The sequence below is a fragment of the Streptomyces sp. NPDC016640 genome (genome assembly GCF_043076215.1).
Lineage (GTDB): Bacteria > Actinomycetota > Actinomycetes > Streptomycetales > Streptomycetaceae > Streptomyces.
Genome location: NZ_JBIBRG010000004.1, coordinates 429,085 through 450,304, shown reverse-complemented (window position 1 = coordinate 450,304; position 21,220 = coordinate 429,085). Strand labels below are relative to the sequence as shown.

At 73.8% G+C, this 21,220-nt stretch carries 19 protein-coding genes and 1 pseudogene; 9 read left to right on the top strand and 11 right to left on the bottom strand.

Annotated features, from left to right (window positions below):
• Nucleotides 1–57 precede the first annotated feature (57 nt).
• Entirely contained in the window at nucleotides 58–1,329 is a 1,272-nt protein-coding gene (locus ACF07S_RS11815) for a streptophobe family protein (protein WP_391974092.1), read from the top strand.
• Nucleotides 1,330–1,352: 23 nt separating this feature from the next.
• Here the strand turns inward: ACF07S_RS11815 and ACF07S_RS11810 are convergent, their stop codons facing one another.
• Nucleotides 1,353–1,763, bottom strand: coding sequence for a hypothetical protein (locus tag ACF07S_RS11810; RefSeq protein WP_391964006.1), 411 nt, complete (start codon nucleotides 1,761–1,763; stop codon nucleotides 1,353–1,355).
• 244 nt (nucleotides 1,764–2,007) lie between these two features.
• The gene (mgrA, locus tag ACF07S_RS11805; RefSeq protein WP_391964007.1) at nucleotides 2,008–3,000 is read right to left on the bottom strand and encodes an L-glyceraldehyde 3-phosphate reductase; all 993 of its coding nucleotides are present in this window, start codon (nucleotides 2,998–3,000) and stop codon (nucleotides 2,008–2,010) included.
• Nucleotides 3,001–3,125: 125 nt separating this feature from the next.
• Here mgrA and ACF07S_RS11800 point away from each other — a divergent pair, with 125 nt between their 5' ends.
• Nucleotides 3,126–4,010, top strand: a complete 885-nt coding sequence (locus tag ACF07S_RS11800; protein WP_391964008.1) for a LysR family transcriptional regulator — start codon at nucleotides 3,126–3,128, stop codon at nucleotides 4,008–4,010.
• A 27-nt stretch (nucleotides 4,011–4,037) separates the two neighbouring features.
• Nucleotides 4,038–4,553 carry a DinB family protein gene (locus ACF07S_RS11795; RefSeq protein ID WP_391964326.1) on the top strand — a complete coding sequence of 172 codons (516 nt, stop codon included), beginning with the start codon at nucleotides 4,038–4,040 and terminating at the stop codon, nucleotides 4,551–4,553.
• Here the strand turns inward: ACF07S_RS11795 and ACF07S_RS11790 are convergent.
• The 8 genes from ACF07S_RS11790 to ACF07S_RS11755 form a co-directional block, all read right to left on the bottom strand.
• Nucleotides 4,535–5,614 (bottom strand): adenosine deaminase, encoded by a 1,080-nt coding sequence (locus ACF07S_RS11790; RefSeq protein WP_391974091.1) that lies wholly within the window; start codon nucleotides 5,612–5,614, stop codon nucleotides 4,535–4,537. The genes ACF07S_RS11795 and ACF07S_RS11790 overlap by 19 nt on opposite strands.
• Nucleotides 5,615–5,657: 43 nt before the next feature.
• Nucleotides 5,658–6,050 (bottom strand): VOC family protein, encoded by a 393-nt coding sequence (locus ACF07S_RS11785; RefSeq protein WP_391964327.1) that lies wholly within the window; start codon nucleotides 6,048–6,050, stop codon nucleotides 5,658–5,660.
• Between the two features lie 217 nt (nucleotides 6,051–6,267).
• On the bottom strand, nucleotides 6,268–7,182 hold the full coding sequence (locus ACF07S_RS11780; RefSeq protein ID WP_391964010.1) for an aldo/keto reductase: 915 nt from the start codon (nucleotides 7,180–7,182) through the stop codon (nucleotides 6,268–6,270).
• Nucleotides 7,183–7,225: 43 nt separating this feature from the next.
• Entirely contained in the window at nucleotides 7,226–8,605 is a 1,380-nt protein-coding gene (locus ACF07S_RS11775; protein WP_391974090.1) for a phospholipase, read from the bottom strand.
• A 104-nt stretch (nucleotides 8,606–8,709) separates the two neighbouring features.
• Complete coding sequence (locus ACF07S_RS11770; protein WP_391964012.1) at nucleotides 8,710–9,600, bottom strand: glycoside hydrolase family 19 protein; 891 nt, start codon at nucleotides 9,598–9,600, stop codon at nucleotides 8,710–8,712.
• Between the two features lie 422 nt (nucleotides 9,601–10,022).
• Complete coding sequence (locus ACF07S_RS11765; RefSeq protein WP_391964013.1) at nucleotides 10,023–10,202, bottom strand: hypothetical protein; 180 nt, start codon at nucleotides 10,200–10,202, stop codon at nucleotides 10,023–10,025.
• A 112-nt stretch (nucleotides 10,203–10,314) separates the two neighbouring features.
• Nucleotides 10,315–12,402 (bottom strand): MMPL family transporter, encoded by a 2,088-nt coding sequence (locus ACF07S_RS11760; RefSeq protein WP_391974089.1) that lies wholly within the window; start codon nucleotides 12,400–12,402, stop codon nucleotides 10,315–10,317.
• Nucleotides 12,403–12,512: 110 nt separating this feature from the next.
• Nucleotides 12,513–13,022: a MarR family winged helix-turn-helix transcriptional regulator gene (locus ACF07S_RS11755; protein ID WP_391964015.1), complete on the bottom strand. Its 510-nt coding sequence runs from the start codon at nucleotides 13,020–13,022 to the stop codon at nucleotides 12,513–12,515.
• A gap of 87 nt (nucleotides 13,023–13,109) precedes the next feature.
• Here ACF07S_RS11755 and ACF07S_RS11750 point away from each other — a divergent pair, with 87 nt between their 5' ends.
• Both ACF07S_RS11750 and ACF07S_RS11745 read left to right on the top strand, forming a co-directional pair.
• On the top strand, nucleotides 13,110–14,666 hold the full coding sequence (locus ACF07S_RS11750; RefSeq protein ID WP_391964016.1) for an SDR family oxidoreductase: 1,557 nt from the start codon (nucleotides 13,110–13,112) through the stop codon (nucleotides 14,664–14,666).
• 68 nt (nucleotides 14,667–14,734) lie between these two features.
• Nucleotides 14,735–15,175, top strand: coding sequence for an SPW repeat protein (locus ACF07S_RS11745; protein ID WP_391974088.1), 441 nt, complete (start codon nucleotides 14,735–14,737; stop codon nucleotides 15,173–15,175).
• A 123-nt stretch (nucleotides 15,176–15,298) separates the two neighbouring features.
• Here ACF07S_RS11745 and ACF07S_RS11740 read toward each other — a convergent pair.
• A pseudogene (locus ACF07S_RS11740) lies at nucleotides 15,299–15,913 on the bottom strand (epimerase); the annotation flags it as partial.
• A 90-nt stretch (nucleotides 15,914–16,003) separates the two neighbouring features.
• Between ACF07S_RS11740 and ACF07S_RS11735 the strand changes: the two are divergent.
• The 4 genes from ACF07S_RS11735 (at nucleotide 16,004) to ACF07S_RS11720 (ending at nucleotide 21,209) form a co-directional block, all read left to right on the top strand.
• Nucleotides 16,004–16,489, top strand: coding sequence for a nucleoside deaminase (locus ACF07S_RS11735; RefSeq protein WP_391964018.1), 486 nt, complete (start codon nucleotides 16,004–16,006; stop codon nucleotides 16,487–16,489).
• Nucleotides 16,490–16,719: 230 nt separating this feature from the next.
• Nucleotides 16,720–18,321, top strand: a complete 1,602-nt coding sequence (locus ACF07S_RS11730; protein ID WP_391974087.1) for an alpha/beta fold hydrolase — start codon at nucleotides 16,720–16,722, stop codon at nucleotides 18,319–18,321.
• An 82-nt stretch (nucleotides 18,322–18,403) separates the two neighbouring features.
• Entirely contained in the window at nucleotides 18,404–19,498 is a 1,095-nt protein-coding gene (locus ACF07S_RS11725; protein WP_391964020.1) for a chemotaxis protein, read from the top strand.
• A gap of 295 nt (nucleotides 19,499–19,793) precedes the next feature.
• On the top strand, nucleotides 19,794–21,209 hold the full coding sequence (locus ACF07S_RS11720; RefSeq protein ID WP_391964021.1) for a PP2C family protein-serine/threonine phosphatase: 1,416 nt from the start codon (nucleotides 19,794–19,796) through the stop codon (nucleotides 21,207–21,209).
• Nucleotides 21,210–21,220: the final 11 nt, after the last annotated feature.

The following is a 21,220-nucleotide window of genomic DNA, read 5'->3' as shown; positions in this document are numbered from 1 at the left end:
CGACGCGGACGGACCTCCCGGCAGGCAGGGGCGGCCGTGGCTGTCTAGCGTGCACACGTGAGCCCACGCACGCCTTCCGGCCGTCCGCTCCCCCGTCATGGCTGGCCGCAGGCCCTCGTCGCGGTGGCCGGCGCCCTGATCGCCATGGGCGTGGTCGCCGCGCTCGGGCTGTGGGCGGCCGGTGCCGCGGGCCTGCCGGCGGGGTCCTTCGCCCCGGTGCTCGCGGCGACCGTGGTCATGGCCGTCGGCGGCACGGTCGAGCTCTCGGGGGACGCCGGCGGCCTGGCCGGCACGGAGGGCGGCCTGACGGTCATTCCGCTGTCCGTCACCCTCGTGGGGGCGTCGGCCGTCGCCTGCTGCTTCCTGCGCCCGCTGCGTCACCGGGCCGTCGCCGGAGTGCCCGGGCTGGCCGGGTGGGCGGGGAGGATCGCCGTGCTGTGGCTGCTCGCGCTCCTCGGTCTGGGTCTCGCCGCGCGGCGCACCTTCGAGATCTCCCTCGGCGACGGGCCGCTCGGCGACCTCGGCGACCTGTTCGGGCTGACGCCGGTGGTCGGGTTCTCCGCCGATGTGCCGCTGACCGTCCTCACCGGCCTGGTCTGGCTGGCGGGGGTGCTGGTGGTGGCGCTGCTGCTGTCCCGTGGTGCCCCGCTGCCGGCCGGGATGCTGCGCCTGCAGACCTCGGTACGTCCGGCGGCGCGGGCGATGGTGCACCTGTTGTCCGCGTCCCTGGCCGTCGGTCTCGTCGTCGCGCTGGTCGTCGCGGCCACCCGGGACCACCCGGCCGAGACGTTCGCCGTGATCCTGCTCGGGCTGCCCAATGTGGTCTGGCCGGCGCTGACGATCGGTCTCGGCGCCGCCTGGGAGGGCAGGGTGGAGGGGCCCTTCGGGCTGCCGATGCCGCGTGTGCTGGACGAGGTGCTGCGCACCCCGGACCTCTCCACGCTGAACCTGGGCACGCTCGTCGAGCACGACGGCCGGGCGTGGTGGTGGTTGCCGGCCGCCGCCGCGGTGCTGCTGCCGGCCACCGCGTTCGAGGCGGCGTTCCGGTCCCCGGCACGGATCCGGCCGGGACGGCACGCCGCGCACACGGCGGTGGCGCTGACCCTGACGGTGCTGATGATCTGCCTCGTGGCCCACGTCTCCGCGCGGATCGGTCTGTCCGTGCTCGGCGTCGGCGACCTGGGCGAGGGGTTCTCCGGGCAGGTGCTGCTGAGGCCGCGGCTGTGGAGCGCCCTGGGCCTGGCACTGCTGTGGGGGCTGGTCACCGGCTTCGCGGGGGCGGCGGCGGCCCACTGGGCGCGCCGGCGCGGCGGCGGGACAAGACCCTGAACCGGTCGGCCGGGAGGAGACGGTCAGGCGACGGGGACGCCGGGCGCACGGGCGGCGCGCTGCATGCGCAGGGCGTCCACGGACTCGGCCAGCAGTTCGTACTCGGTGGTCTCGTCGCCGGTGGCGATGCGCACCATCCGTCCGGCGGCGAGTGCCTCGGCCACCTCTTCCTGCCGGGCGACGTCGCCGCACCAGGTGCGCAGCACGGCGGGTACGTCGGGGACACTGTCGGAAACGGGAACCAGCGCCCCCGGTGGTAAGTGCTCGGCGTCGGGCTGCGGGTCGAGGCGCTCGGCGATCCAGGAGGCGCGGTCGCGCAGCCACCACAGGGCGAGGGCGAGGGTGGGTGCCCGGTAGGTGCCCAGGGGGACGCCGATGCGCCGGCCGTCGCAGACTCCGTACGCGGTGACATGGCACAGGAATTCGTCGTGCACGTTCCCTCCCCCGCTGCGTTGCCCGCCTGCCGTACGGGCCGGCTGCCCGTGCGTGGCTCGCATGCTGTGCGTGAGGGCGCCGTCGCGCGGTGTGAAGCGCTCTCGCTGTCGAGTATGTTCACCGCTGAAACACTGTCACCATGTGTTTCCGGCCAGTCTCCTGGCATATTCACGGCTTCGACTGGCCGAAAACGCGCGCCGGGCCGCCGCGACCGGGACCCGGCGCCGGTGGGCCACGACGTGCCTACCGCCTGACGACCGCGTCGATCCGGGACAGTTCGTCGTCGGTGAAGTCGAGGTTGCGGGTGGCCGCCACGCTGTCCTGAAGCTGCTCCGGGCTGCTCGCGCCGACCAGGGCCGAGGTCAGCCGGCCGCCGCGCAGCACCCAGGACAGCGCCATCTGCGCCAGGCTCTGGCCGCGGGAGGAGGCGATCTCGTCGAGCGTGCGCAGCCGGCCCACCAGGTCCTCGGTGACGGCGTCGGTGTTCAGGAAGGGGCTGTCGCTGGCGGCCCGGGAGTCCTCGGGGATGCCGTCGAGGTAGCGGGCGGTGAGCAGGCCCTGCTCCAGCGGGGAGTAGGCGATGGAGCCGACCTGGAGCTCGTCCAGGGCGTCCATCAGCCCCTCGTCCTCCGGGCGGCGGTCCAGCATCGAGTAGCGCGGCTGGTTGATCAGCAGCGGGGTGCCCAGCTCCGCGAGGATGCGGGCGGCCTCGCGGGTCTGCTCCGCGGAGTAGTTGGACACGCCGACGTACAGCGCCTTGCCCTGCCGGACCGCCGAGTGCAGGGCGCCCATCGTCTCCTCCAGGGGAGTGTCCGGGTCGAAGCGGTGCGAGTAGAAGATGTCGACGTACTCCAGGCCCATGCGGCTCAGGCTCTGGTCCAGCGAGGACAGCAGGTACTTGCGCGAACCCCACTCGCCGTACGGGCCCGGCCACATCAGATAGCCGGCCTTGGTGGAGATGACCAGCTCGTCGCGGTAGCGCGCGAAGTCCGCCTCGAGCGCCTCGCCGAGGGCGGACTCTGCCGCGCCGGGCGGCGGCCCGTAGTTGTTCGCGAGGTCGAAGTGGGTGACGCCCAGGTCGAAGGCGCGGCGCAGGATGGCGCGCTGGGTCTCGGCCGGACGGTCGGGACCGAAATTGTGCCACAGGCCCAGCGAGAGCGCGGGGAGCTTCAGGCCGCTGCGTCCGGTGCGCCGGTAGGGCATGTCCGCGTAACGGTCGGGGTGTGCGGTGTACAACGCGACTCCAGGGGGTTGGCACGGTCTCGGCGGCTCCGTTGGACCACCGCTCCACTCTGCCGTGACCTGCGGGCAGTGGTCCAACAGAAGAATCCGATGGAATTCAGCGGTTAGGGTTCTCAATCATGGAACTGCGCCACCTCCAGCACTTCGTCGCCGTCGCCGAGGACCAGCACTTCACCCGCGCGGCGGAGCGGCTGATGGTCTCCCAGTCGGGTCTGTCCGCGTCCATCCGCGCCCTGGAGCGGGAGCTGCAGACGCCCTTGTTCGTCCGGACGACCCGCAGGGTGACGCTCACCGAGGCCGGGCGGGCGCTGCTGGCGGAGGCCGAGCGCGTCCTGGCCCAGGTGCGGGCGGCGCACGAGGCGGTGGCCGCGGTGCAGGGCGTGTTGCGCGGCACCCTCGCGGTGGGGACCGAGCAGTGCATCGCCGGGGTGAACGTGGCGGAGCTGCTCGCCGCGTTCCGGCGGCTCCACCCGGACGTGGAGATCCGGCTGCGGCAGTGGGGCTCCGCGGCGCTGGCGGAGGAGGTCGCGGCGGGACGCCTGGACCTGGCCTTCGCCTACCGGACGGAGGCGGACCCGGACCAGCTGCGGTCCATGCCGCTGACCAGCGAGCCGATGACCGTGCTCTGCCACCCCGGCCACCCCCTCGCGCGGGCGGCGGCGCCGGTGACCCCGGGTGACCTGGGCGAGGAGGTCTTCGTCGACTTCCACCCCGACTGGGGGCCGCGCCGCGCCACCGACGCCGCCTTCGCCGCCGCGGGCGTACGGCGCACGGTGGCGCTGGAGGTGAACGACGTGCACAGCCTGCTCGACCTCGTCGACGAGAACCTGGGCATCGCCGTCGTACCGCGGCACTTCCGGCACAAGCGGGGATCCCTCACCGCACTCCCGCTGAAGGACACCGGCGAGGCGGCGTACGAGACCGTCGCCCTGGTGCCGGCGCCGCGGGCGGCCAGCCCGGCGGCCCGGGCTCTGATGGCCCTGCTGGACGACGGGGGCGCGTGAGGGGCCCGGATGCGCGAGGGTGGGACCATGCACGCCAAGGACATCCTCATCGACGGTTTCGGCCGCGTCCGCGAAGAAGTCCACGCCGCCGTCGAGGGCCTCGGCCCCGACGGGCTGAACGCCCGGCCCGCTCCCGGCGCGAACTCCGTCGCCTGGCTGGTCTGGCACCTGACCCGGGTCCAGGACGACCACGTCGCGGACGCCTTCGGCCTCGACCAGGTGTGGCTCTCCCAGGACTGGGCGCGGCGCCTCGCGTTCGGCCTGCCCCGCCACGACACCGGCTACGGCCACACCCCGGCGGAGGTCGCCAAGGTGCGGGTCGACTCCGGCGGTCTGCTGACCGGCTACCACGACGCGGTGCACGCGCAGACCCTCGGGGCGCTGCGCACACTGGCCGCCGAGGACCTGGAGCGCGTCGTCGACGAGGGCTGGGACCCTCCGGTGACCCTGGGCGTGCGGCTGGTCAGCGTCCTGTCCGACGATCTGCAGCACGCCGGACAGGCCGCTTACGTGCGGGGGCTGGTTCAGGCCGCGGACGCGTAACCGGGCAGTACGACGTCCCGGATGAGGGCGGCGCGTTCGTCGAACGGCAGGAACGCGCTCTTCAGGGCGTTGACCGTGACCGTGCGCAGGTCCTCGGTGGTCCAGCCGGCCTGCTCGACGAGCAGGGACATCTCCCGGGTCATGGTGGTGCCCGACACCAGCCGGTTGTCGGTGTTGAGGGTGACGCGGAAGCCGAGGTCCTTCAGCGCGGTGATCGGGTGCCCGGCGATCGAGTCGGCGGCGCCCGTCTGCAGGTTGGAGGTGGGACACATCTCCAGGGCGATCCGGCGGTCGCGCACCCAGCCGGCGAGCCGGCCGAGCTTGCCGGCCGCGAGGTCGGGGATGTCGTCGGTGATGCGCACGCCGTGGCCGATGCGCTGGGCACCGCACACCTGCAGGGCCTGGTGGATGCTGGGCAGGCCGTGGGCCTCACCGGCGTGGATGGTGAAGGGCACGTTCTCGCGGCGCAGGTGGGCGAAGGCGTCCAGGTGGTCGGCGGGCGGGAAGCCGTCCTCGGCACCGGCGATGTCGAAGCCGACGACGCCGGCGTCCCGGAAGGCCACGACCAGGCCGGCGATCTCCCGGGTCCGGTCGAACATCCGCATGCCGCACAGCAGCGTCCCGACCCGCACCGGTGTGCCCGCGGCGGCCGCCTTGGCCACACCGGCCGCGAGGCCCTCCTGCACGGTCTCGACGACCTCGGGCAGGGCCAGCCCGCCCCGGGTCATCAGCTCCGGCGCGTAGCGCACCTCGCCGTAGACGACACCGTCGGCGGCCAGGTCGAGCACGTACTCCTCGGCGGTGCGCAGCAGGCCCTGGCGGGTCTGCATGACGGCGAGGGTGTGCTCGAAGGTGGCTATGTAGCGGACCAGGTCACCGGAGCCGGCCGCCTCGACGTACCACGCGGCGAGCTCCTCGGGGTCGGTGGTGGGCAGGGTGTGGCCGACCGCGTCCGCGAGCTCCACCACGGTGGCGGGACGCAGTCCGCCGTCGAGGTGGTCGTGGAGCACGGCCTTGGGCAGCCGGCGAAGGGTCTCGGTGTCGATGCGGGGCGCGGTCATGGGCGGTGCGTTCCTCGGTGCTCGTATCCGGTGGTGTGCGGGGTCACTCGGCGGGCTGGAGCAGGTCCCAGCGGTTGCCGTACAGATCCTGGAAGACGGCGACCGTGCCGTACGGCTCGTGGCGCGGCTCCTCCAGGAAGGTGACGCCGGCCGCGGCCATGCGCGCGTGGTCGCGGGCGAAGTCGTCGGTGTACAGGAAGAAGCCCACCCGCCCGCCGGTCTGGTCACCGACCCGGGCCCGTTGGGCCTCCCCCTTGGCGCGGGCGAGCAGCAGTCCCGTACCGGTGCGGCCGGCGTCCGGTTCGACGACGACCCAGCGGCCGCCGTCGGGGCGGGGCGAGTCCTCGGCGAGCCGGAAACCGAGGGCCTCGGTGTAGAAGCGGATCGCCTCGTCGTAGTCGTCGACCACGAGGGAGACCAGGGCAATGCGGCGCATCATGACCTCTCGCAGGGGGATTGACCGGTGAGGTTATACGTAAAACCCGCGCGGGCGCCAGTCCGCCCGCCCGGACGTCACGGGCCGGGCGGGCGGCCCCGTGTCCACCGCCGGGCGCGTCCGGGGGACGCGGCGACCGGGCGCGCGGGAGCCGGGGCGCGAGGCGACCGGGCGCGCGGGAGCCCGGGACGCGCGGCGACCGGACCCCCGGCCCAGGTCAGCGGCCGGGATCCCGGGGCCCGGCCAGCCGGGCCAGTTCCGCGCCGGTGAGGCGCAGCGCGCCGGCCGCCACGTTCTCGGCGAGGTGGCCGGGGTCGCCCGTACCGGGGATGGCCAGCACGTGCGGGCCCTGGTGCAGGGTCCAGGCGATGCGGACCTGGGCGGGGCTCGCACCGTGGGCCCGGGCGACGGCGAGCACCTCCTCGTCGTGGGCGGCGGCGCTCGCGCCCCGTTCCATGCCCTCGCCCGCGACGGCGTAGTAGGGCACGAAGGCGATGCCCCGTGCGCCGCAGATCCGCAGGAGGTCGTCGGTGGCGGCGCGGCGGGGCGCGTCGAGTGCGTACCGGTTCTGGACGCACACCACCGGCGCGATGGCCCGGGCCTCGGCCAGGTGGCGCGGCCCGACGTTGGAGACGCCGAGATGCCGGACCAGTCCGGCCGTGCGCAGTTCGGCGAGGGCGCCGAAGTGCTCGGCTATCGAATCCTGGTTCATCCGGCGGAAGTTGACGACGTCCAGGTGGTCGCGGCCCAGCTGGCGCAGGTTCTCCTCGACGTGGCCGCGCAGCTCGTCGGGCCGGGCCGCGGTGCCCCATTCACCGGTGTACGTCCGGTGGGGGCCGACCTTGGTGGCGATGACGAGGTCGTCGGGGTAGGGCGCGAGCGCGGTGTTGACCAGTTCGTTGGCGGAGCGCAGCGCGGAGAAGTAGAAGGCGGCCGTGTCGATGTGGTTCACGCCGAGTTCGACCGCCCTGCGCAGTACGGCGACGGACCGGTCGCGGTCGCTCGGTGCGCCGAGGTGGAAGGCGGCGCTGCCCGTCAGCCGCATCGTGCCGAGCCCGATGCGGTGGACGGGCAGGCCGCCCAGTTCCCAGGTGCCGGCGGCGTCCGCCGTGATCTCTCGTGACGTGGTCATCGGCGGAGTCTCGCACGGCCGCGGTGGGGCCGCGGGGGCTTCGCTACGGGTAGGTGTAGGTGTTCAGCGCGGCGACGGCGGCCGCCGGGTCCCCGAGGTCGTAGCGGTCCACGGCGAGGTAGTTGGGCTTCTTGCGGGCGGCGGGCCCGCAGAACCGGCGGGCGCGGTCGGCGAGTTTGGTGTTGTCCGTGCCGGCCGTCGAGGCGACCGTGGTGTCCCGGAAGTGGTTCATGACGAACAGCGGGCGGAAGCCGGGCTCGGTCCGGGTCAGCGGGATGTTGGTGCCCGCGTCGTACCAGCGGCTGTAGCAGGACCAGTCGGAGGTGCCGGCGCCCGGCCCCATCGACCAGTGGTTCTCCACGGTCCACTCGCGCTGGTACATCACGCCGAAGGTGTCCCGGGTCAGCCCCGCGGACCGGTCGGCGGCGCGGCTGTGGTCGGTGAGGATCAGCAGCCGGTCACCGGCGGCGGCCAGTTCCGCCATGGCCGGCCAGCCGTTCTCCCGGACGCCGGTGCGGTCCGGCCGGTAGAGCACGTCGGACAGCCCCTGGACGCGGGCGAGTTCGGCGCGCAGGACGCCCGGGTCGACGTAGTCCTCCAGGAAGACGGTGACGAACTGGTCGGGGTGGGCCTCGAGGAAGTCGACGATCCGCTGGAGGTCGACCCACAGCGCGACGGGCCTGCTGACCAGGGTGCAGCTGTTGTGACAGAGGATCGCGCCGTCCGGCGTCTGGTGGATGTCCAGCATGAATCCGCGCACTCCGTCGGCGAGTTGACGCTCGATGCCGCGGTTCTGGTTGGGGAAGAGGTCGACGAAGGGCGGGGCGAAGCCGCCGTCGACGCCGTTGGCGTAGGCGTTGTGGGCGGTGAGGAAGGTGACCTGGTCCAGGGTGCGCCGGTCCTGGGGCGGCATGGGCCCGGTGACCGGATCGACCGGGGTGAGGTACCAGGTGGCCAGGTCGTCCGGGCCGGTGGTGACGCCGAGTTGCGCGGGGTGGTTGGCGCCGGCGGGTCCGGGGGCGACGGTGAGGCGGCGGCCGGTGCCGGGGACGGCGAGCGTGAACCGGTCGGCACCGGCGGAGGTGATCGCCCAGCGCGCCTCGGGGCTCGAGCAGGCGACGGTGCGGGCCAGGTCGCCGTCGCGGCCCAGGCAGGTGCCGGGGGTGTCGGTGTTCTCCAGGAGGTGCAGGTCGCCGTCGGCCCACAGGTTCCACTGCTGGTGGTCCTCGTCGCCGCGCGGTCTGTGCTGTTCGACCGTGCCGGAGGTGTCGGCGGCGTTCAGCCCGGTGGTCGCGCTCTGCACGTAGTGCGTGCCGGACGGCACAGCCGCACCGGCGCCCGCGGCGGGCGCCGGTGCCACGACCGCCGCGGCCAGCGCGGCGGCCGTGACGGTCGTGGTGAGCAGGGCGTGGGGGGTGCGCATGCTGGTTGCCCTTCGTCCGAGGAAGGCCCGCGCACCTGCCGTGGGCGGGCCGTGACTCGACGGATTCAAGTCAGGTGCATGACACCACGCCGGGCGGACGGCCGTCAGCAGTACAGGTTGCCGCCGGGTGACGTTCCGAGGATCTGGGTGAACTGCTGGTACTTGGTCACCCGGCTCTGCACCTGTGCCGGGTTCCGGCCGTCGCACTCCAGGGAGCCGTTGATGCTGCGGATCGTCTGGCCGAACCCGGCCTGGTTGACCATGGCGTTGTGCGGGGTCATCGTGCCGGGGCCGGACTGGGTGTTCCAGTACCACAGGGCGGTCTTCCAGGCGACGGCCGCGTCGTTCTGCACCAGCCAGGGGTTGTTCAGCAGGTCGATGCCGAGCGCGTCGCCCGCGGCCTTGTAGTTGAAGTTCCAGCTCAGCTGGATGGGTCCGCGCCCGTAGTAGGCGGCCTGCCCCGCCGGACAGCCGTAGGGCTGGCCCCAGTCGCAGTAGTGCGGGTAGTTGGCGGTGTTCTGCTCGACCACGTGCACCAGGCCACCGGTCTCGTGGCTCACGTTGGCCAGGAAGGCGGCGGCCTCCTGCTTCTTCACCGTGTCGCTGCCGGTGTTGGCGAAGCCGGGGTAGGCGCTCAGCGCGGCCGTGAGACCGCTGTAGGTGTAGAAGGGGTTCCTGTTCGGGAACATCTGGTTGAACTGCGCCTCGGTCACCACGAAGTTGCCGACCGGTGTGCCGGGGCCGCTGTCGCAGGCGTACGGCTCCCAGTACCAGGTGCTGATGATCGGATCGTAGCCCGGGTTGGCGTGCTCGGCGATGTACGCCTTGCCGTCGGTGTAGCGCACGATGTCACCGGCGTTGTACGACTTCCCGGCCACCCAGTTCGGGTAGCTGGAGCACGCGGCGGCGGAGGCGGTCGCGGCGGGGAGCAGTACCGGCGCACTGCCGGCGAGGACGATGGCGGTCATCACGGCGGAGATGCGGCGTCTCGACAAGGGATGGACTCCTCTGCGAAACACGGCCGCTCCCGGGCGGGGACACGCCTGGGCGGCGCCTCGCCCGCACGCGCCGGCCGGGCCGGTCACGGCGTGGGGGCGGCCGTGGGTGGGGGGTGTGACGCACACTCAACCGCTTTGGTCTGTACCAGTCAAGGGTGTAGACCGGTCATCCGCTTTTGTCCATGCGGGGGTGCGGCTCGGAACACGTGACCCCCCCGGTACGGCCCGGCGGACGGCGGCCCGGTAGGCGGCCGCTCCGGCGCACCACGTCCCGCCCGGCGACCGCCGTCGGTGAACGCCCGGTGTCCGCACAGGTTCCGGCCATGAGGGCCCGACGGCTCCCCGGCACGGCGGATTTCGTCCGCGAACGCCGTCACCCGGCCCTCGCGGGGCCGGGTGACGCGACGCCGTCGGTCGAGTCAGTCGTCGTCGGCCGACGGGACCACGACCAGGAACGCGTCCGTCCGCAGGTCCATGACGACCGTGGCGGGCTCGCCCTCGGCACGCCGCCGGGCCGCGTACTCCTCCGCCGGCCAGGACCCGCGCGGTGATCCCGCGGGAAAACGCTTCAGCACCTTCGCTCCCGTTGCGGCAAGCATGGGGCGGACACCTCCTGTCGATCAGTGACCGTGGCCGTTCTCCTCCGTACGGTGCGCCTGCCCCGGATCCGGGCGGACATGTACGGGCTCCAACGGCCCCGCCCGTACGGAGTCAGGCGGGCGCGTCCTCGCGCCGCCGGGCGAGCCGGCCCGGCCACCAGGCCACCGGCCCCAGGTCCAGTACCAGCGCGGGCACCAGCAGCGAGCGCACCACCAGCGTGTCGAGCAGCACGCCGAAGGCGACGATGAACGCGATCTGCGCCAGGAAGGCCAGTGGGATCACTCCGAGCGCCGCGAAGGTCGCGGCCAGCACCACGCCGGCCGAGGTGATCACCCCGCCGGTGCCGACCAGCCCGAGGAGCACACCCCGGCGGGCTCCGTGCCGCAGCGACTCCTCCCTGACCCGGGACATCAGGAAGATGTTGTAGTCCACACCGAGGGCCACCAGGAACACGAAGCCGTACAGCGGCACCGAGGGGTCGGTACCGGTGAAGCCGAACACGTGCTGGAAGACCAGGGCCGAAACCCCCAGCGTGGCCAGGAAGTTGACGGCGACGGTGGCGACGAGCAGCGCGGGCACGAGCAGCGAGCGCAGCAGCACGGTGAGCACCGCGAAGATGACGGCGAGGACCACGGGGACGATGAGGGTGCGGTCGCGTTCCGCCGTGCGCAGGGTGTCGTACTGCTGGGCCGTGTAACCGCCGACGAGGGCGTCCGCGCCGGGGACGGCGTGCAGGGAGGCGCGCAGCCGGGCCACGGTGTCCTTGGCCGCGTCGCTGTCGGCGGCCGCGTCGAGGGTGACGTCGACACGGACGCGGCCGTCGGCCACCAGGGGCTCACCGCCCCGGCGCCCGGAGGCCGTCACCCCGGCCGCCGAGGCGACGCCGGCGGTCTTCCGGGCCGTGGCCACGACACGGTCGAGGCGGTCGGCGTCGGCGATGACCACGGTGGGGTTGCCGGACCCGCCGGGGAAGTGCTCGGACAGGGTGCGCTGGGCGGCGACCGAGGGCGCGTCGCCCACGAAGGTCTCCTCGAGCGGGACGCCCTTGGAGGTGAGGGCGGGGGCGAAGGCCGCGCAGGCGATCAGGCCGGCCAGGGCGAGCGCCCAGACCTTGCGCGGCGACCGGCCGACGAGGGCGGCGACGCGCCGCCACACCCCGTGGCCGCCGCTCTCCTCCTCGGCCGCGCGCGGCTTCGCGGGCCAGTAGGCGGTCCGGCCGAGCAGGACGAGCGCGGCGGGCAGGAAGGTCAGGGTGCTGAGGACGGCGCAGGCGATGCCGATCGCGCCGACCGGTCCGAGCGCCCGGTTGTTGGTCAGGTCGCTGAGCAGCAGGGCGAGCAGGCCCAGGGCGACGGTGGCGGCACTGGCGACGACGGCGCCCCACGACCGGGTGAGCGCGGACCGCATCGCGGTGAAGCGGTCGTGCCGGGTGAGTTCCTCGCGGTAGCGGGCGGTGATCAGCAGGGCGTAGTCGGTGGCGGCGCCGATCACGAGGATGGACAGGATGCCCTGGACCTGGCCGTCGACGCGTACGACGTCGTGGCCGGCGAGGGCGTACACCACCGCGCAGGCCAGGGCGAGCGCGAGCACGGCGGCGACGATGATCACCAGCGGCAGCAGAACGCTGCGGTAGACCAGGACGAGGATCACCAGGACGGCCACCAGCGCCACGGCGAGCAGCAGGCCGTCGATGCCGGCGAAGGCGTCGGACAGGTCGGCCTGGCTCGCGGCCGGTCCGGCCACCTGGACCGTGAGGCCCGGTACCCGTCCCGCCGCCTCCCGGATCCGTTCGAGGGTGGCGGGGAGTCCGTCGCCGAGGTCGGGCCTCAGCTGGACGACACCCCGCAGCGCCTCGCCGTCCCCGGAGGGGAGCGCCGGGGAGGTACGGCCGACGACGCCCGGGGTCCCGGCGAGGGCGGCGAGGGCGCGGGTGGCCTCCGGCTGCCGGTCCCGGACCGGGCCGTCCGGCCCGCCGGTCCACAGCACGATCGCGGGCAGCGTCTCGTCCTGCCGGAAGGTCCGCTGCTCGTCGATCACCTCCGTCGACTCGGCGCTGCGCGGCAGGAAGGCGGCCCGGTCGTTGTCGGCCACCTCGCCGAGCTTGCCGGCGTAGGAGCCGAAGGCGCCGCCGACGCCGAGCCAGACGACGAGCAGCAGGACGGGGAGGAGCCGGCGGGCCCATCGGGGTGAGGCGGTCATCACGCTCCAGGTGCGGGTGGTGTCTCCATGAAAAACAATCTTAACGATTGAACTATAAGAAGGTGATCGCAGGACATGGTGCGGGGGTCGGTGCGGGCGGACGGTGGGGGTCAGTGCCGTCCGGGAGTTCCCAGGAGCGCGAGTTCCTCGTTCAGGGCGGCGAGAAACCGCAGCGCGACGGCGAGTTCGGACTCCTCGAAGCGGGACAGGGTCGCGCCCGTGGCCTCCGCGAGCGGCCGGAAGTAGGTACGGGCCTCGGTCCTGGCGCCGTCGGCGTAGCGCAGATGGACCACCCTGCGGTCGGCGCTCTCCCGGACCCGGGTGACGTGTCCCGCGCGCTCCAGCCGGTCCACGCACGCCGTCACGGCCCCCGAGGTCAGCCCGAGGTGCTCCCTGAGACGGCCGGGGGTCATCGGCTGTTCGGCGTCCAGGATGGCGGCGAGCGCCTGGACGTCGGTGGCGTGCAGTCCACTGCGGCCCGCGAACCCGTGGACCATGCGGTTGATCTCGCCGTGCAGCCGGCGCAGGTGCACGGCGAAGGCCTGGAGGTCCGCCGTCTCACCCGGGCGCGGACTCCCGGATTCCGCCGTCTGCCGCTCCGCGTCGTCTGCTGTGGCCACGCAGTCACCCTATAGAAGGCCCCGGCATCCGGTTCCGGCCGATCCGGGGAAGTGATGCACAGCGTCGGACGACACGAGGAGGACCAGGTGACGGCACCGGACGACAACAGCGGCCAGGGCCCGCTCTGCCTGGTCACCGGCGCCACGGGCTACATCGGGGGGCGGCTGGTGCCGGAACTCCTCGACGCCGGGTACCGGGTGCGCTGCCTGGCGCGCTCGCCGGACCGGTTGCGCGACCACCCGTGGGCGGGCCGGGTGGAGGTGGTCCGCGGCGATGTCACGGATCCCGCGTCGGTGGCCGCGGCGCTGCGCGGTGTGGACGTGGCGTACTACCTGGTGCACGCGCTGGGCACGGGCCGCGGCTTCGAGGAGACGGACCGCCGGGCGGCGCGGGTCTTCGGCGGGCGGGCGCGGGAGGCGGGCGTACGGCGCATCGTCTACCTCGGCGGCCTCGCCCCGGCGGGCGTCGCGGAGCGGGAGCTGTCCCCGCACCTGCGGTCGCGGACGGAGGTGGGCAGGATCCTGCTGGACTCGGGCGTGCCCACCACCGTGCTGCGGGCCGCGGTGGTGATCGGCTCGGGCTCGGCCTCCTTCGAGATGCTGCGCCATCTCACCGAGCGGCTCCCGGTGATGGTCACGCCCAAGTGGGTGCACACCCGGATCCAGCCGGTGGCGGTGCGCGATGTGCTGCGCGCCCTGACCGGCAGCGCGGGCATGCCCGGGGACGTCAGCCGGGCTTTCGACATCGGCGGCCCGGAGGTGCTCACCTACCGGGAGATGATGGTGCGGTACGCCGCCGTCGCCGGTCTTCCGCGCCGCCTGATCGTGCCGGTCCCGGTGCTCACGCCGGGGCTGTCCAGCCACTGGGTCGGTCTGGTCACCCCGGTTCCGGCGGGCATCGCGCGGCCCCTCACCGAGTCGCTGCGGCACGAGGTGGTCTGCCGGGAGCACGACATCGCGCGGTACGTGCCCGATCCGCCCGGGCATCCGATCGGCTTCGACGAGGCGGTGCGGCTGGCGCTGAAGCGCGTGCGGGAAGCCGACGTGGCGACCCGGTGGTCGTCCGCCTCGGTGCCCGGCGCACCCAGCGATCCGCTGCCCACCGACCCCGACTGGGCGGGCGGCAGCCTGTACACCGACCTCCGGGAACGCACCGTGGACGCCTCGCGCGAGTCCCTGTGGCGGGTGATCGAGGGCATCGGCGGCGACAACGGCTGGTACTCCTTCCCGCTCGCCTGGGCCGCGCGCGGCCTGCTCGACCGGATGGTCGGCGGCGTGGGGCTGCGCCGGGGCCGGCGGGACGCGGCACGGCTGCGGGCCGGCGACTCGCTGGACTTCTGGCGGGTGGAGGAGATCGAACCGGACCGTCTGCTCCGGCTGCGGGCCGAGATGCGGCTGCCGGGTCTGGCCTGGCTGGAGATGTACGCCGAGACGGACGAGGCCGGCCGCACCCGGTACCGCCAGCGGGCCCTGTTCCATCCGCACGGGCTGCTCGGACACCTCTACTGGTGGGGCGTCTCCCCCTTCCACGCCGTCGTGTTCGGCGGCATGGCCCGCAACATCGCACGGACGGCGGCTCGCCGGGGACCCGCGTCCGCCTCCCCTCCACCCCCTACACATAAAGGTAAAATAAGTACAGAATGACACTAGCGCGTCTCTTGCCGCACACCGCATCAGACGCGGTCAGGCCTGCTAGTCGAAGGAGACGACCCATGGCCAACGTCTCGCACCCGCGCGGTGACATCACGAGCCACCCCGATGCCTCCGAAATGCAGGCACGGTACGACCGCGTGCTCGGCGGTCGCGATGTGGCCCTCGTGGACGGCCCGGTGTTCCTGCTCGGTCTGTACTGCGCGGTGTCCCCGTGGATCCTCCACTACACGACGAGCCAGCCCGCGCTCGCGACCCACAACCTCGTCGTGGGCATCGCGATCGCACTGCTCGCCCTGGGGTTCACCGCGGCCCCGGCACGCATGTACGGCCTCAGCTGGGCGATGTGCGCACTGGGCGTGTGGATGATCATCTCGCCGTGGATCGTCGGCGACGGCCCCGACGCCGGCGTGATCTGGAACAACATCATCATCGGCACCCTCGCGGTGATCCTGGGCGCGGTCTGCGCGGTCACGGCAGCCAAGAGCACTCCACGGTCGTAGACACCGGCCGCGAAGGGAGCCGGGCGCCGGTCCGCCGACTGCGCGGGCCGGCCCTTTCGCGTGCGGGCACCGGACCGCGCGAGGAGCGGCCGCCGACCGCGCGGGGGCGTCGCACGGCCCGCGTCAGAGGCGGGACAGCCACTGTTCGTACCAGGTCACCGTGGCGTCCAGCGTCCGGTCCAGCGGGGTCGGCCGGACCCCGAAGGTACGCTCGAAGACCGAGGAGTCCAGGATCTGGGGCTCGGTGTGCTGGTAGAACATCTCGGCGTACTCGGCCATGAACACCTCGTCGAACGGGCCGAAGGGGCGCGGTTCCGCGAGGACGACGACGTTCAGGGGCCGGCCGGTCCGCTTCTCGATCATGGCGTGGATGTCACGGGTGCTGACCGCGGGAGCGGTGGGCAGGTGCCAGACCCGGCCGTCCCCCTCGGGCCGTTCGCCGAGGGTGGCCAGCCCGCCGGCGACGTCCCCGATGCCGGTGCAGCTGTGCGGCAGGCCGATGTCGCCCAGTCCCAGCACCTCACCACCGGTGAGCGCGCCGGGGAACACGGCGGCGCCGAGGGAGGAGTTGAGCACGCCGGGGCCGACGAAGTCGGCCGAACGGCCCAGCACCACCCGGGCGCGGCCGTCACGGTGCGCGGCGAGGTACCGCTCGTCCAGGTCCGCGCGCATCCGGCCCTTGCGGCCGGTCGCCCGCCGGGGCGTGTCCTCGGTCATCACCGCTCCCCCGGTCCGGCCGGTACGCTTACGGAGCGATCGCGGACGGCATGGGCCCCGGCGGCGGGATGAGGGGTACCGTCGGCCGAACCGTCGTGAGGAGGCCGGGCCGTGGTGGTGAAGGACGAGGAACTGCCGTATCTGCGCCGCTGTGTGGAGCTGGCGGCCCAGGCTCTGGACTCCGGCGACGAGCCGTTCGGTTCCGTCCTGGTGTCCGGGGAGGGGACGGTGCTCGCCGAGGACCACAACCGCGTGGCCTCCGGGGACCGCACCCGGCACCCCGAGTTCGAGCTGGCACGCTGGTCGGCGGGCCGTATGACCCCCGCCGAACGGGCCGCCGCCACGGTGTACACCTCCGGCGAGCACTGCCCGATGTGCGCCGCCGCCCACGCCTGGGTGGGGCTCGGACGCATCGTCTACGTCGCCTCCTCCGAGCAGCTGGCGTCCTGGCTCGCGGAGCTGGGGGTGCCCGCCCCTCCGGTGCGGACGCTGCCCGTCACCGCCATCGCCCCGGGTGTGACGGTGGACGGTCCCGTCCCCCGCCTGGCGGAGGAGGTCAGGGAGCTGCACCGGCGCTTCCACCGCGGACACCGCTGACCGGCGGGCCGCCGGGGCCCGCGCGCCCGGGGCTCTCCCCGGATCCGCGCAACGCCCGGGGCGGGCGGGGGCGGCGGCCCCGGACGGCGCACCGCGAGGCACCCGGCCCCGGGGGGTACGGGCGCGGGTTCCGGCGGGCCGGCGGCCGACAGGCGGGCTCCGCGAGACCCCCTTATGGTGAGCGAGGGCGCCGGTTCCCGGTCCGCTGCGGGGCGCCCCTGGAGGCATCGATGCTGGCCAAGCTGGTGAAGCGACCCCCGGACCGGCGCTGTGCGGTGCGGCCCTCGGCCCGGCGCTGCGCGGCCGCCGGGGCGGTCGGACTGGCCCTGCTGGGCACGGGGCTGACGGCCGCCGGCAGCGCGGATGCGGACCTCGGCCGGTTCTACGACCAGGAGATCGAGTGGTCGGCGTGCGAGGGCGCGGACCTGCCGAAGGACCTGCAGTGCGGCACGATCACCGTGCCCCTCGACTACGCGGCGCCCGGGAAGGACACCCTGGAGCTGGCCCTCGCCCGCTACCGGGCCTCCGGCGACGCGCGTGGCTCGGTGCTGCTGAACTTCGGCGGGCCGGGCGGTTCGGGGGTGCTGGGACTCGCCCACGGCCGGAAGGACTACCTGGACCTGACCGACGGCTACGACGTGGTCTCCTTCGACCCCCGTGGCGTCGGCCGCTCCTCACCGGTCAGCTGCGGCGCCGATGCCATCAGCCAGGCGCTGGAGGCGACCGACGGCGACGCGACGGCCGATCCGCGCGACACCCTCGCGCAGTTGCGCGAGGTGGCCGCCGAGTGCGCCGAGCACTCGGGCCCCGTCCTCGCCCACATCGGCACCGTGAACGTCGCGCGCGACCTCGACGTGATACGCCAGGCGCTCGGCGACAAGAAGCTCAACTACCTGGGCTTCTCCTACGGGACCCGGCTGGGCGCGGTGTACGCCGCCCGCTTCCCTGAGAAGGTGGGCCGCATGGCGCTGGACGGCGTGGACACGCTGACCGAGTCGTCGGCCGAGCAGGGCCTGGCCAACGCCCGGGGGCAGCAGACCGCACTGGAGAACTTCCTCACCTGGTGCTCCGAGGAGCTCGCCTGTCCGTTCGGGCAGGACGCGCGTGACGCCCGCCGGCAGGTCGTGGAGCTGGTCGACTCGCTCGACGAGAACCCGGTCCCGACCGACTTCGGCTACGAGTTCACCGGCCAGGACCTGGCCGGCGCCATCGGGCAGGGCCTCTACACCCGGGAGACGTGGCCGCTGCTGCAGCGGGCCCTCGCCCAGCTGATGGAGGACGGGGACACCAGCGGGCTGGAGGCCCTGGCCACAGGCGGGGTGGCGCTCCCCGCGCCACAGCGGGCCGACGCCCCCCTCGTCGACCCGGAGGACGTGCCCCCGGACAACCTCCCGGCGGCGCTGATGGCGGTGAACTGCGCGGACGACCCCGACCGCCCCACCGCCGGACGGCTGGCCCGGGACCTGACCCGCCTGCGCACCGCCTATCAGGAGGCCTCGCCGGTCTTCGGGCGGTACCGGCTCGCCCAGGTGGTGCTGTGCTACGGCCGCCCCAGGGGCACCGACTACATCCGCGACCGGGTCAAGGACCTCGACACGCCGAAGATGCTGCTGGTCGGCACCCGGGGCGACCCGGCCACACCGTACCGCTGGACGGTGGAGACGGCCGAGCGGCTCGGCTCCTCCGCCGTGGTGCTGGACAACCGGGGCGAGGGCCACACCGGCTACGGGGCATCCGAGTGCGTCCACCGCGCGATCGACGACTTCCTGCTGTACGGTTCCCTGCCGCGCAGCGGCAGTTCCTGCGGCGCGGAGGACGACGACCGCGTCTGACCGGCCGGCGGGGCCGCGGCCCCGCCCGCGCGGGCACTCCGCCCCGAATGCCCCGTCGGACGATCCGCCCTATGGTGCTGTCATGGAGCACGATCTGAGTCCCGCGACCCTTGCCGAGCTTCGTCGCCCCCGCCCCTATCCCGCGGTGTCCGTGCTGACGCCGACGCACCGGCGCCGGCCCCTCGACCCCCAGGACGCGGTGCGGCTGCGCAACGCGGTGGCCGGGGCCAAGAAGAAGCTGGACGCCGATCCCGCGGTCACCCGGGAGCGGCGCGCCGACGTGGCCCGGCAGCTCGACCAGGCCCTGGCCGAGGTCGACCTGTCGCACTCCGAGGACGGCCTGGTCATCTTCGCCGCCCCGGGTGAGCACCAGGTCTGGTCGCTGGCCCGCACCGTGCCCGAGCGTGTGGTCCTCTCCGACACCTTCCTGACCCGCAACCTCGTCTCCGCCCACACCGCGCAGCAGCCGTTCTGGGTGCTCTCCGTGTCCGCGGACCGGGTCACCCTGTGGAGCGGCGGCGCGGACCGGGTCGTCGAGGAACGCGTCGGCGGCTTCCCGCTGACCCACCGGGCGCCGAACTTCGACCCCGAGCGGCAGGAGCGGATCGGCGACCAGCCGAGCGGCTTGCGGGACGAGGGCACCCGCCGGTTCCTGCGCGAGGCCGACACCGCGCTGGGACGGCTCCTGCGCCACCACCCGCGGCCGCTGTACGTCACGGGTGAGCCCGCCGCGCTGGCCCTGCTGTGCGAGGCGGGGAGTGCCGCCGAGGACGCGGTGCGCGTCCCGCACGGCGGGCTCGCGCACGGCACGCCCGACGCGGTGTGGCAGGCCGTGCGGCCGGTGCTCGAGACCGAGGTCCGCAGAAGCACCGAGGACGTGGCCAGGTCCCTGGAGTCGGCGCGGGGACGCAAGGAGTTCGCGGCCGGGGTGGACGAACTGTGGCAGAGCGCCCGGGAGGGCCGGATCCGGCTGCTGGCCGTCGAGGAGAACTACCGGATCGCGGTCCGTGACGCCGGTGACCATCTCGTCGTCGCCGAGGACGGGGACCTGGACACCCGTGAGGACATCGTGGACGAGATCGTCGAGCAGTGCCTGGAGACCGGCGCCGAGGTCCGCTTCGTCCCGGACGGCGCGCTCGGGGACGCGGACGGGATGGCGGGGGTGCTGCGCTACTGAAGGCGGGGCGACTCGCCGGTAATCCACGAACACGCGCCCGGCCGTCGAACGCGGCGGCCTTCGGGGGGCGCGATTCCGACGGTGCGTCATATCGCCTGCGTACCATGGGAGTTGATACGCCGGTCGGATCTCTGGCGTATATCCCCGGGTAACCGTCCGGAGACGGTGGCATATGCCGTGAGCACCGCCTTATCGTGTGGTGCCGAATCCCTCACAGGGCGTCGCGGGCTGTGCGACAGTCGTCATGGCCCCCTTCCCGCCCGAAGGCCGTCACGTCCCCGCATCGGAGTGCGTCATGCCGTCCCACCTCTCCGCGGACCGCCCAGCCGCCCAGCCGCACGCACACGGCCCGGTCGACGCGCTCATCTCGCAGGCCCGGCGGCTCAAGGGCGAGGTGGACGCCGTACGGCGGGGCACACCGGCGGACGGGACGGACCCGCGGGAACGCTGGCGGCGCGCCCTGTACGACCTGGCGCTGCACCAGCTCGAGGACCTCGGCCAGCACTTGGCGCAGCTGCGCGACGACCCGCCGCCCGGGCCCGGTCCGGACCCCGTGGCACCGGCCGTGCCGCGGCACGACCGGCTGCCCGGCCGGGTCGGCAGCGCGGAGTGGAACCTGCTCACGGACGAGGTGAGCTGGTCCGGGGAGCTGTACCGCATCCTGGGCCGCGACCCGGCCGCTCCCCCGCTCACCCTCGACGAACTGCCCTCCCTGGTGCTCGACGAGGACCGGCCCCGGCTGACGTCGATGGTCACGGGCGCTCTGGTCGACGCCCGGCCGATCGACGGGGAGTTCCGCGTCGTACGCCCCGGCGACGGCGTACGGACCGTGCACATGAGGGGCGAACCGGTACTGGGTGCCGACGGCAGCACCACCTCGATGTGGGCGGTCCTGCGCGACGTCAGCGAACTGCGCCGCTGCCGGCGGGCGGTGAGCGAGACCCGTGACTCGCTGCGCCGCCGGCGGCACGCCGCCGCGCGGACCGAGCGCCGGCTCGCGGTGGAGCTGCAGGAGGCCGTGCTGCCACCGTGGCCCGGCTCCCTGCGGCTCCCGCACGCGGGAGCGCGGAACCTGGACCTCTCCGCCGCCCGCCTGCCGCCGTCGACCGACGCGCCGATCGGCGGCGACTGGTACGACGCCCTGGGACTGTCCGACGGCACGACGCTGCTCAGCGCCGGTGACCTCACCGGACACGGGGTCGGCGCGGCCTCGGGCATGGCGATGCTGCTCGGCGCCGTACGCGCCATGGCGATGACCGGCACCGAGCCGGGCCCGATGCTGGCCTGCCTCAACCGGTTACTGGACACCGCCGTCCAGCCGGCCCTGAGCAGTGCCGTCTGCCTGCGCTACCGCCCCGAAACCCGCTCGCTGGTGTGGGCACAGGCAGGACACCCCGCCCCACTGCTGTTCCGCGGCGGGACGGGGCGTGCGCTGGACGCGCCCCGGGGCGTCCTGCTCGGCGCCACCTCGGGCGCCTCCTACGGACAGGCGGAGGAACTCCTCGAGGCCGGTGATCTCCTGCTGCTGCACACCGACGGGCTGGTTCCCGGGCACGCCGGAGGCACCGCCGTCCACCGGCTCCTCGGCCTGGCGCCCCGGTTCGCCGGGGCCCGCACCGCGCAGGACTGCGTCCGGGCGGTCATACGGGAGTTCGGCGAGGGCGAGCGCGAGGACGACGCCTGTGTGCTCGTGGCCCGGGTCACCGCGTAGCGACCCCTCGA